Here is a 12286-nt window from a genome sequence, read left to right as displayed (position 1 = left end):
CTCAATTTCTATAATTTAATGCTTACACTTTTTCCACAGTAAACACCCTGAGGTAAGTCAACTGCAATGCGGGTCAACCCGCTTTTTTCATTCCACGAAGCGATAAAGTTATCACCTTGTTCAGCTGTCTTTCCTGAAATGGCAAGATGATATCTCCCCAAATTCCTTGCGGGATCGGCCACCGATACACTGATTACTTTATCCCCATCCAGTTTTATCATTACAATTCCGGGATGATCAGATATAATCTTCACCTTATCGGAGATTTGAAGCTCACCGGCTTTGTAAAACACAGCCTGGCACACTTGCAGGCCCGAATGTTTCATGGCCTGAATTTCATCTGAATTCGACAAAATTTCTATCTCTCTTCCATCAGAACCAACCAGTTCCTGTTCCGTAACGGCGGGCACCACAATGTATTCGTAACTTTCATTCGCGGGCCGGCTACCGTGATCCAGCCAAAGATTAAAAACATCAAGGCTTACTTCCTCTTTGGGAGAATCAACCTGTTTGTTAATGGAATACCAGCTGCCGGTTTGTGCCTGGTTTGATACGTTTACTTTTACCGGTTGCGGGAACAGGTAACCAATACCATCATGAAAAATCCAGTCAACATTTACCAACTGATGATCTCCTTTTTCAAGGATTGATTTTTGGTTGTTTGATCCCACTGCCACATCTCCGTGCAACAGACATTGGTTGAGCGTGGTAGCTACCGGGAGGTTACTTTGTGCTTTTATTGCTGTTCCCAAACAAACGTATTCTTTATCGAAAAAGAACCATGCTTTTTTTGCGGAAAGCGGACCGTGCGGACTTTTAAAATCGAAACCGACGGCACCGTACATTCCATCTGTTACTGCGCCAACAAAATCAGTTAGGCCATCTTTTTGAATTTCGTTGGGTGCGGGCAATTCAGGTTTTTGCATCACAGTAGTCCCCGGTATTTTCTGCCAGTCGAACACGGGTGCAATATTGGTATATTCTTCGCCGGTAACTGAAATGTAGTTGGCCCCGTCTGCTTTATGATGGTTTTTAAGTCCTTCGCTGTTATAAGGTTCTTCCGTGTTCCGGTTTCGGGTAGAAAACATCCGAACTGAAGTAAAATATTCAGGGCGCTGGTGGGAATAATGTTCGGTTTGCCAGAAAAATTTCCCAAACGACAAGCTTGCTGCAGCTTCTCCTTTCCTGATCTTAATTATTTCCTCCAGTTCCAATTTCCTGTAATCCGCCGATTTCAGCAATCTCTCAGGAGTTGCTGTTCCGGCAGGCCTGCCACTTTCACGACGGGAAACATCGCGGTTTTTTGTTCCGGGGTCATCAGTGCGGCCATAAACCATTTGTTTACAGATTCCATCCAGAAAATAATCCACCAACTGATCAATTTTTTCTTCTGAAAAAGCATATTCGGTACCCGCCACATAGGCAGCCCACTCGGCAAAAGCATCAGCATAACCAAGCCCATACGACAAGGTGTTATTTACCCTGTCCTGGCGGTGATGGAAACTGAAATCGTGTTGCATTCCACGCTGTCCGGTGTTGAATTTTATTTCACTTTCAATTACTTTGATCACCTGATCGAATTGCTCTTTATCGCCAATGAACAGCAGGTTTTTAGCAAGAATGCCCGCAATTTTTATCCGGTCGCCACTGGGACGAGCTCCGGAGGCAGTTAGGTGTGCACGCCCGATAATAGGTTGCGCCTTTTCTACCAAATCCTTGGGAAGATCATCGCCAACAAGCAGCATTAAAGTTACCAGGTTATTCGGTGTTCCAATTTGATTATGCCACCAGTTCTCACAGAAATAATCGTGATCCACCCAGTTTTTCAGGGCTTTTTCAATCGCTGCTTTTACTTCCTTTTTCTTATAATATTTTGACTCTTTACTTTTATATGCCCTAGCCAAAATAACCATGTTTGAAGAATGCCTTGCATGTTGAAAACCTTCGCGTGAAACATCCTCATAATCAATTCCCGGCCAAGTACCATCCGCCTTAATAGAAGCAATTAGATTCTCAATTACAATATTATCGGGTAACGGTTGTACAGCTTGCTCAAAAACACGCTTTTTTATAACATCAATATCAGAGGTAGTTCCGTTGCTTTGGATAAAAACAAATTGAAGAAGAACCACAACAACAGCCTGCAATACATATCTCATAATCAAATTTTTAAATTTTGAAGCCAGATCTTTCTGAAAAAAATATCCATTAAATAGATTCTGCTTTTTCCCGTATTCAGATCCCAAGACCTGTTTTACGCTTTAGTTTTCGGACAACCTGATCCGGATATGATCTTTTCCGTTTTCACAGGTCCAGGCAGGAATACGTAACTCTATCCGTTTCAATCCTTTTATCTGACGATCCAATTGCATTGGAGCAGGGTCAAGAGAAATGACCGTAAAAGTTAATTTCGGATGAGTCAGATTCTCGATCTTAAGCTCTTTCCCGTCTTGTTTTAGCATTGCGCCGGTTGGTGTTATTTCAACATCGGCTGTGGTGAGTAACTGCCAGGTAATTAATTTTGACGATTCGGATGTTTCTATTTCATCATCAATGACGATCGAAACAGGGCTGTCTTTTTCAAAGCTGCGTATTGCTTTCGTCAGGTTTCCTCCGTAAACAGCTGTTAAATCAAATGATGCTTTTGGATTCTCTCCTCCTTTAAAATCTATCAGGGTAGCCTGACCATCGTTAATGAATAACTGATCGTTAACAGAAAGTGTGCTGTGCCCGAAATTATTTTTTGTAAGTAATGTCCAGCGCTCACAATCCTGGCAACTTCCCCACAAATCAAATCCGGTTTTTTCCAGTTCGTTATAAGATTGGTTCCCCGGATCAATCACCCAGCGCACGCCATTCAATTCAAAAATAAAAGAGCCGGCATCCATGTTTCCATGACTTGTAGTTGCCCTGCCTCCTTTTCCTCCAAAGTAATAATCGTGCTTATCATCTGCATCTCCTTTGAAAACAACGATCGGATTTGATCCGTCACCTTTCCATGCATTGGGCATTTTAACATCTTCGCTTTCTTTGTATTGCGACAACCAAACCAAAGCTGCTCCACCAAGTCGCGACAATTTACCCATTTCTTCGGCTGGCATTAAGAATCTTTCTTTTTCAAAAAACGCTGCATTCCCGGTTTTCGTCGCAAACCATGCTAAAATATCATCACCCGAATTGCTTCTTCTATCACCGCAATCTGCAAAATTGTAATACCAGCCCGATGGGGTATTCATTAAATAACGAAATACAGCGCTTTCTTTAAATGCCGGGTAATCAGCAATTCCAAAGTCTGTTCCCAGTGAGCTTTCCAAAAAAGCGGATGTAACTACCGAAAAACTGGTACCATACCCCCAGTACGTTGAACCTTCGGGGTAAACTCCATCGGGAGAGTATTGTTTTAAAGCCTGTACCATGCCATCCAGTGCTCTGCTTATGGTTTTGGCAGCAAGCTCCGGGTCTTTTTCTGCAATCGAAATGGAAGCAGCGATCATTCCACCGTTACATACCTGGTTCCAGTTGTTATGTCCGTATGCCCAACTGGGGTCTTTCCCGCTTTCGGGCCAACTTGGTTTTATCCCTTTTTCAATCAAGGCAGTTTTTGCCATTTCGATGGTCGATTTTGGTAGTTTCCCTGCTGTCCAGTCGAGAGCAAAAGCAACTGCCATCGACATTTCTGCCACATCAAGAAAATGTGATGGATTCCAATCGGTAAAGTTGCAAACAGCAATCAATTCATCGTTGATTCGTTTTAATACCACCGGATTTTTCTCTATTCGATAAACGATCCCCAACATGTTGATACGATAAAGCATCTCGCGGCTTACCCCCAGCAATCTGCGGCCTTCCAGTTTTCTTTCCAAAAAGGACTTATCCATAATACTTTCTGCATTCAACTTGATGGCTTTATACATGTTTTGAACCACCGGATCTGACTTTAAACTCTTTTTCAGATTGCTTTCGATGGCTGAATTCAAGACCAGGCGAGGTTGAGATTTCCTTAAATTGGCCTTTAAATATTGTACCGATATTGGATTATCGAGTTTCTGAATTTCCTTTTCTTCGGTGCCTGCCTTTACTGCCGAAGAAATAAAGATTGCCACGATAACAAGGCAAATAAAAAAGTTAGATTTTGATTTCATTTTAGTTGGTATTTAGATTTTCAATTATTCTCTGTTATCCTTAAAACTCTTTTCTTACGGATATTCCTCTACAATGAATATCCAATTTCCTTCCTCACTCCGCCTTCATTTACGTTAAGTTGCAACCCAGGGATTTCTGAATTTCCAAATTGAATCTTAATGTCCGGAACTTCACTTTCATAAGGGGCAACCAAGGTCACAAATCGAACCTTATCCTGGTTTTGCAATTTTTCAAGGCTGTAGCAAAATGCCGGTCTTGGTTCTTTCTTCGTATATAAAAATGAAACCTGGCCCTCTTCTTTCAACAATTGGATGTCTTTTTGAGTATTGGCCTTGACATGAACATTCCATCCATCGCTAAAATCAGAATTAACTGACAAATCTTCGGAGTTTATAGATACCTTCCCGGGAGCCAGCTGAAAATGGACATCAACAGTGCCTGTTGCAGTCCCAATTGCTTCATCAACAATTACAAAATACCTTTTATCCACGAAAAATACTGACCGGCGATGAGCCAGATTTTCATAACTCTGGTTTTCAACAACAAGTATATCCAGTTTCTCACCCGGTTGCCATAAAACAAGTTTGGGTGCATATTTTGAATTTTCACCATTTAAGGTAAGTGTTTGGTGCACTTTTGTTTGTCGGAACCATCTTCTTCCCTCCGGATCGCCGCTGTATATAAAACTTCCGGCATCGGGCATCAGGTTCCGGCCACCGGCAAAAAGCTCAAATGTTCCATTATCAGGCTGACAGTGTCCGCCGCCGTCGGGGCCGCACTTTAACACCAAACAAATGGCATCATTATCCCAACTACTTCGCATGGAATACAAGCCACTTTCGGGCAACGCGTAGGCAGTTGAATCGGGTTCTTGGCCTTTTTCCCCATTTGTCGCAAGAAATAGAAAATCATCGCGTTTAAATTTTTCAGCCCATTCCAAATATCTTTTGGTATGTTGCCCCGGAGAACCGGCCCAGGCATCGCCAAATTGGGCATTCGTACCATCAGGATGTCCCAGCTTCATTGGAACTTCGCACATAAGCTCTATCGTTTTAAGGTAGGATGGAGGAAACATGTTTTCGAGCTGGTTCATTTTTGCCAGTTCAAAGGTGCGTAAAAACCAGTTTATGCAGCCAAGATGATAACCAATCGCCAGTTCGCGCTGGTGCCCGTCGGGATAAACCTGCAAATTAATTTCATTATTCAGGCGCCGGAAAGCCTCGGTACGCCATTTTACGGCATCTTTAAATTCGGGGAATGTGATCGCGATAAAAGCCATTCCTTCAGCTTCCATCAATCCCCAGTTACTTTTGCTTCGGTAAACTGTCATGAGGTAATCAGCGTGGTCGAACATGCTGTTTAGAAAAGCGACCAGTACTTCGGGAGTAAAATTCGGAGAATCGATAAAATACTGGAACAGTTCGGTCCAGCTATGCCCACGGATTCCAGCCTCAATCGAACGCCAGGCATACTTATGGTCGTTGTCGTTTGTATTTTTGACGGTCCAGTCAACCAGTTGGGCACACCATTCTCGGGCATATTTTTCATCGCCGGTATGCCAATATGCTTTTGCCATCGCGTTCCAGAAATACATTCGGTTGAGTTGCCACACCCATTCATTATCAGCAACCGGGCGTGTTCCCCAATCGATATTATCGCCGCAGAAGTAGGGGGGATAAGCACTTTGACCGACAAAAATATGATTCAAAGCATTGTCTGCCATTTCAAGATCCTTTTCCCCGGCAGCTTTGCCAAGGAAGTTTTCTTTTTGACTCCGGTCTATAAAATGCTTTACTGAGTTCCGTTTTCTGAAATAGTCCAGCAATTCCGCTGCAGCTTTATCCGGACTAGAGGAAAGTTGCTTTACTTTTTCCAGCTCGTTGGCAGACAAGTCGATCCGGGAAAGTAATTTTTCGGTATCATTTAAAAATTGACTGGAGTAAACCGGACCAACTCTAAAAAATATAAGAGTAACAATCAGAAAGAAGTATGGCCTGAATTGTTTTTTGAATTTACCAACAGCGTAGTTTCTCATTCCGGTAACCTTTTACAATCAATAACTAACGGATAAATACCACATTCTGGCAATGTGTTGTTAATTCTACTAACAACACAACTGCAAAAATTAACATGTACCGCAGATATGTTACATTACTCATTACCGAAAGGTAAAAAGAGGCAGTACATATTGGACAGAAAAAAGAGAACTACAACTAAACCGAATATCGGATTAATTGTAGTTCTTTTCGTTAAATATTAATAAACAACAGGAGAGTATACTTCCATCACCACTCCTCTATCACGAGCGACCAGTACATCGCTTGCTTCATAAGTTTGCTGACCATCAGAGATAGTAAAGTTCAGCACAATACCATCGCGCTCTTTATTGCCCCAGGAATAGGCTTTCGACTTAAATTCTCCTGTACCGCTAACGGTATACGCAGCACCCTCAGCACTGGTGATCGTACATTTATTTCCTGAGAAATTCAACAACATTGTGATTTCTCCAGTCATCACATCAGAATTCAAGCTCGTTGTTAATGAAACCTGGTTTCTTCCGGTAGTTACCAACTTGGCAGTTGGGTTATTCTCAACGTACTTTTCACTGTAGGTTTTACTTTCGAGCTCGCTGCCTCCACTGTCTTTCACTTTACTTGCACCATAATGAAAATAGGTACCGTGGTATTCATTTATATATTTAACCGCAAACATGGTAAAGTTCTTAGGAGCAACTGCCCACTGCGACGAAACACGAACATCGGCATTTGGATTCGTAGAACTTCCTGACAGAACGGTATCAACATCAGTTGATCCGATTAATCGAATTGGAACAACATACCCCAGCTTTATTGCCAAAGGATCGTTAAAGAATGCGTCGGTCAACTGAACTATCACTCCCCCGTTCATTTCGCCACTTGGAATAACGATTTTATCTGATGAACTCAAAGTATAGTAACTACTTGGCATTGCCCTAATCGTATCGCCATTAGCGTTAAATAAAATCTGATCGCACAAAGAGTTGTCAACCTCAATCTCAAATTCACGGTCCTGGTTATTTTCATAAACCCCTCCCATTGCAACAGAGATAACAAACTTGTGTGCATTGTCGTTTGTATTATCGTAAATATAATCACCCAGCACCAAGGTTCTCACCGGGAACTGATAAGGAAAATAGCCAGACGTGTATTCAAAATCAGGGTGTTCGATATCAAAATTATGACATGCGGCTAACCCTGAAAATATAAGCAGTATTAAAAATATCTTTTTCATTTTTCTGAATTTTTCTTATTAAATATATTAATTCCATCCATCATTTTGGATCAGATTAAATTTAACAGTTTCCTTATCAGGAATAGGCCCGTAGTGCATATATGAGTTATCATAAGCTCGTTGTTCAACGGTAAAATAGTTGTAAGTACCGTTTTCGATGCGAACACCTTTTGCCGGCTCTGTCAAATCTGCCTTCCATCGCCGCAAATCCCAGAAACGGAAACTTTCAAAACACAGTTCAAGTCTTCTTTCGTTGCGGATTAGTGCGCGCATTTCATCTTTATCGGAAATGGAATTCAGATAATCATCAGGCTGAGTAATTCCAGCACGCTGACGTATGGCTGCAATAACATCTTTAGCAGAGTATCCGTGTTCTCCGGCTCCGTTTGGCCCCCATGCTTCATTAGCAGCTTCAGCATAATTTAAAAACAATTCGGTGTAACGAATGTGTGTGTTAAAATGCTTTTGGTCGCTGGTAGATGACGGATTCAGGTTCACATCCTCCCGAAGCAGTTTCTTCAGATAATACCCTGTACGCGTTGAATTCTGTAGAGCATCCAAGCCATCGTCTCCGGCTCCTACTCCCGTGTTAATCGTAGTGTTTTTCAACTTGCTTCCATCATAAACGATGTACAAACTCAAACGAGGATCCCTTTCTGCGTATGGATTCGCCGGATCGTAACCGGAATTCTCATCTGTAATAGGGTATCCGTTTGCCATCGGAAAAGCATCAACCAAATTCTGTGTGGGATTGATTTCTCCATTTCCGTATAATGACGGAGGAAAGTTATCAGCTTCTCTTGTTCGGTTGGAATAAATTGGCCTTCTCCAAAGAATTTCGGCAATATCCTGCTTATTTCCAGTTGTAATATCTGCATCATCCACTTGAGCTTTCAGGAAAAATGTATGCCCGTTGGGATCCAGGCCAGCCAGACCGCCAATTTCATCCAATAATTGAGCGTGCAGATCAGCAGCTTCTTCCCACAATACGCCGGTATTGTTAGCATTGAATGCCGGGCTGGCAACCAGAAGTGCAAGCCTCGCTTTCATTGCTTCTACATGTCTGCCGCTTATTCGCTGCTGGGTTACATCACCAAAAACGGTATTGTAAAAAGAGATATCTGATATTTCACCAAATCCGGAGGGGAGGTCATCTATACTGCCCAAATTTCCATAATCTAACGGAAGATAAGTTAGAGCTTTATCAAGATCGGTGTAAATACTGTTTACAAAATCAGAAAAACTCGCCCTTGGGCTTGAAAAATCTTCCTCGGTCTCCAGGAATTTGTCATAGATCGGTGTTCCCAATAGTTCTCCACCAGGCGCGTACCCGCCATGATTACGTAAGAGAAAGTACTTAAACAGTCCTCGCAGTGCATACGACTCGCCGGTTAATCGTCTTACATATAATGCATTCAGATTATCATCCGTCCACTTCCAGGGTATGGAATCAACAACATCCAAAAATTTATTTGCATATAAAATTCCTTGATTACAGTTATCCCATAGACTCTGTGGATTATAAAGTGCCGACCATTCTCCCGTTGCAATTCTCATGAAGGAATTTTGCCGGTCGTTGGAAACAGCATCGTCCGTTGCCACCTCATCGTATCGATAATCATTTGTTGGAATATAAGTATAGGCCCGAATGAGCAATCCCTCGCCAAATGATGGATCTTCATAAACGCGTTCAATAGTACTATGATTATCATCAGCAGGTTCTAATAGGTCGCAGGAACCGAACATTACCGGAACTATTAGTGAAAATAAAAATATCTTATATCGTCTCATAATATTATTCTTAATATGAATTAAAAATTAGCTTTTACACCTATCGAAAAAGTACGGTAGTATGGTTCTCCACCAATACGGCGTTCTCTGATTTCTCTGTTCTTTGCAAATTGGATAACATTAGAACCATTTACAAACACATTCAAGTCTTTCATTAGCAATGATTTTGAAACAGATGCCGGAAAATTGTACGTGAGTTGGATTTTCCGAATCTGGAAGTAATCATTGTTATACAACCAAAAACTTGACCGGCGCAAATTATTACTGTTCGATTGAGAGCTAATTCTTGGATATAAAGCAACATCCTTTGTTTCGGGTGTCCAGGCATCCAGAACAACCTCAGAATACTTATCGTTTCCATCAATCCAGTAATAACTTCCTTCTTTGAAAGTTTCAGATCCACTTCTGCCTTCGCCCAGTACGAACATTGTTAAATTCCTGTATGAAACTTTCAATTGTAATCCACCAGAGAAAGGCGCCTGCCAGCGTCGCAGATAAACTTCATCGTTTCCATCAATAATATTATCGCCATTTTGATCTTTATACTTTATGTCACCGGGTTTTACGCTCCCAAACGTCTGATACGGACTGTTGTCGATGTCTGTTTGATCTTCAAAAAAACCGAGTGCCTCCAGTCCAAAAGTTGCATCAACCGGATGGCCTTTCCTGTACTGATAGTCGTTATTGTACACTTCGTCCACTTTTGTTTGTTCAGATGTTACATAAAGTGCATTTGCTGCCAAATAAAAATTCCAGTCGCCAACCGACTTGTTGAAACTAAGTCCAAATTCAATTCCCTTATATTGATTGGCATTAAAATTTTCGTAAGGAATAAAGTTCGAATAAAAACTTGGGTAGGCTGTACTTGGCCTTGTTACCAAATCGTTATAAACATCATAAAACAAATTTACTTCTGCTCCCAGTACTTTGTCGAAAAACAATCCTTCAATCCCCAGGTTAATTTCATTACGTTTTGCATATCCTAATTCAGGATTACTACTCCAACTTGATACAACTCCGGAGCGACTCCGTGTTCCTTCATACCAGCTATAGCTGCCTGATGTACCATATCTGTTGTCGTAATAAAAGAAACCTCCGATAGGTAAGTCCGAATTTAGGATTCCCCCCGAAAACCGAAGCTTTAAATAGTCGATGTTGTTAGCCGAAGCTAAAAAATCTTCATTGCTTACAACCCATGCAAGACCGAGTGAAGGAGAGAAACCTCCTCTGTTTCCATCAGGAAGTTTTACTGAATTAACATAAGCGCTGCTAAAATCGACCAGGTACTTTCTGTTATAAGAATAGGTAAGCTGTAAGCCCAGATGTGAGCTTTTTACTCCCTGAAAACTTCCTTCTTCTTTAAAATTGCTCCCATATCCAAGCAACGAACCTGTAACATGGTGTACATCATCAAAAATCCGGTCGTAGCTAAACTGTCCGTAAAAGCCGAAACGTCTTTGAAAATATGAATTTCCAACTACCTGTGTCCCAGGACGAGAATCATTTCCGTGTTGTTTCAAGTCAATAATAAGGTCTTCATCGTCGGCCCAAACCGCTTCGTAAACCGAATACGTGTTACCAATAGTCTGAAGATAACTTGTGAAATAGTCGAAACTGATATTGGTATGGAAAGATAATCCCTGGGTTATTTTATTCAAATCAAAATCAATTCGGTTGTTGAATGAAAACTTCCTGGAAATAGCCTCAACAACGCCTGCAGCATAACTATCGGCAATCGAATTGGTAAGGAAGTTTGAATTACCTCCCAGAAGATATTTTCCTTCCACATCATTTTTCCGGGCTTTCAACAACGAATTCTCCGGATCGATGAGGTCAAACGGAATTAAAGGAGTAAACTCAAACGGTCTGATCGAACTTGCATTTCCCCAGAAATTTCCTCTCTGCCCTTTGTCGTTTCCAAACAGAGATGAACCATCTACCGATGTTTTAATCCAATCGTTAATCTTCAGGTCAACATTTCCTCTCACATTCATCACGTTATTCCGTGCATTGGCAGCTTCTCCAAAGTCCAGGATCCCTCCTGCAGAATACCAACCTAAATCTGCAAAGTAACTTGCATTTTCGTTTCCTCCTGAAAAGGCTCCGTTCAAGTCAAAATAGGTTTTGAAATCTTTTAAATATTCATTTGAATAATAATCTACATCAGGATAACGATAAATGTTTCCATTGCGATAATTTTCAATGGTTTCATCATCATACAAAGGAGTAAGCCCGTCACTCTCTCTTGCTTTGTTAAAATAGGTCATGTAATCGGCTGAATTCAGGTATTCAGGCGTCTCCTGTGGAGTAGAGATTCCGTAATTAACTGAAAAATCCATTTTCTTTTTATACGGTTCTCCTCTTTTGGTAGTAATTAAAATAACGCCATTAACCGCGGCAGCACCATACAAAACAGCTGCATTTACGTCTTTCAATACTGAAATCGACTCGATTTCCGATAGCCTGAGAGATTCAATATCGCGAGGAAGTCCGTCAACAATATACAGGGCATTTCCTGATTCCAGACCACTTCCGGTCTCCGATGCAACATTGATATTGATACCAATTCCCCTAATGCTATTGTTTCCCAATAATCCCAAGGTACGACCTGTTAACACGTCGCTTGCCCAAATCGTATTATCGATGGCATCAATTTCAGAAGCATTAAGAGTGCTAACTGCTCCCACAACATCTCCTTTAGCTATTCTTCCAAAAGCAACACTTGTTTTATCTTTTTCACCATACAAAAAAGGAGTGCTTTTTAGCTTGATACTTACCAGATTGTTGACTTCATTCTGTGTAAGAATACTTTTTTCAAATCCATCTGCTTCAATTACGATATTCGTACCCCGCTCAACATTAAAGCTAAATCTCCCTTCAGCATCGGTTTTGGTATAAGCTATGTCACAAAATACCTGTGCATTTTCAATAGGATTTCCATTTTCGTCGTTAACAACTGACGCAATGGTTACCAGCTTTTCCGACTGCGCAAGCGTTATATTCGGAGCGAATAGCATTACGACATATAGAAAAGCTAATATTATTGTATGTTTCTCTTTCATTTGTTAATGATTTTAATTTA

Annotated in this window: 6 protein-coding genes; all 6 read right to left on the bottom strand. The window is 41.2% G+C overall.

The window, feature by feature from the left end; translation table 11 throughout:
- Positions 1 to 8: 8 nt before the first annotated feature.
- The 6 genes from MR764_RS14575 to MR764_RS14550 all read right to left on the bottom strand — a co-directional run bounded on the left by MR764_RS14575 (position 9) and on the right by MR764_RS14550 (position 12266).
- Complete coding sequence (locus MR764_RS14575; RefSeq protein ID WP_247980171.1) at positions 9 to 2159, bottom strand: polysaccharide lyase family 8 super-sandwich domain-containing protein; 2151 nt, start codon at positions 2157 to 2159, stop codon at positions 9 to 11.
- Between the two features lie 102 nt (positions 2160 to 2261).
- Positions 2262 to 4142: a heparinase II/III family protein gene (locus MR764_RS14570; RefSeq protein WP_247980170.1), complete on the bottom strand. Its 1881-nt coding sequence runs from the start codon at positions 4140 to 4142 to the stop codon at positions 2262 to 2264.
- Positions 4143 to 4210: 68 nt separating this feature from the next.
- The gene (locus tag MR764_RS14565; protein WP_247980169.1) at positions 4211 to 6178 is read right to left on the bottom strand and encodes an alginate lyase family protein; all 1968 of its coding nucleotides are present in this window, start codon (positions 6176 to 6178) and stop codon (positions 4211 to 4213) included.
- A 221-nt stretch (positions 6179 to 6399) separates the two neighbouring features.
- A complete protein-coding gene (locus MR764_RS14560; RefSeq protein WP_247980168.1) occupies positions 6400 to 7413 on the bottom strand; it encodes a DUF5627 domain-containing protein in 1014 nt (337 codons plus the stop codon).
- Positions 7414 to 7440: 27 nt separating this feature from the next.
- Positions 7441 to 9204 carry a RagB/SusD family nutrient uptake outer membrane protein gene (locus MR764_RS14555; RefSeq protein ID WP_247980167.1) on the bottom strand — a complete coding sequence of 588 codons (1764 nt, stop codon included), beginning with the start codon at positions 9202 to 9204 and terminating at the stop codon, positions 7441 to 7443.
- A gap of 20 nt (positions 9205 to 9224) precedes the next feature.
- Positions 9225 to 12266, bottom strand: a complete 3042-nt coding sequence (locus tag MR764_RS14550; protein ID WP_247980166.1) for a SusC/RagA family TonB-linked outer membrane protein — start codon at positions 12264 to 12266, stop codon at positions 9225 to 9227.
- Positions 12267 to 12286: the final 20 nt, after the last annotated feature.

It is taken from the genome of Maribellus sp. YY47 (assembly GCF_023111095.1).
In the GTDB taxonomy this organism is placed as follows: domain Bacteria; phylum Bacteroidota; class Bacteroidia; order Bacteroidales; family Prolixibacteraceae; genus Draconibacterium.
This window is presented reverse-complemented; position numbering and strand designations above follow the sequence as displayed.

Coding starts and splice junctions, on each gene's coding strand:
- MR764_RS14575 (WP_247980171.1), bottom strand. CDS start 2,159: ATGAGATATGTATTGCAGGCTGTTGTTGTGGTTCTTCTTCAATTTGTT.
- MR764_RS14570 (WP_247980170.1), bottom strand. CDS start 4,142: ATGAAATCAAAATCTAACTTTTTTATTTGCCTTGTTATCGTGGCAATC.
- MR764_RS14565 (WP_247980169.1), bottom strand. CDS start 6,178: ATGAGAAACTACGCTGTTGGTAAATTCAAAAAACAATTCAGGCCATAC.
- MR764_RS14560 (WP_247980168.1), bottom strand. CDS start 7,413: ATGAAAAAGATATTTTTAATACTGCTTATATTTTCAGGGTTAGCCGCA.
- MR764_RS14555 (WP_247980167.1), bottom strand. CDS start 9,204: ATGAGACGATATAAGATATTTTTATTTTCACTAATAGTTCCGGTAATG.
- MR764_RS14550 (WP_247980166.1), bottom strand. CDS start 12,266: ATGAAAGAGAAACATACAATAATATTAGCTTTTCTATATGTCGTAATG.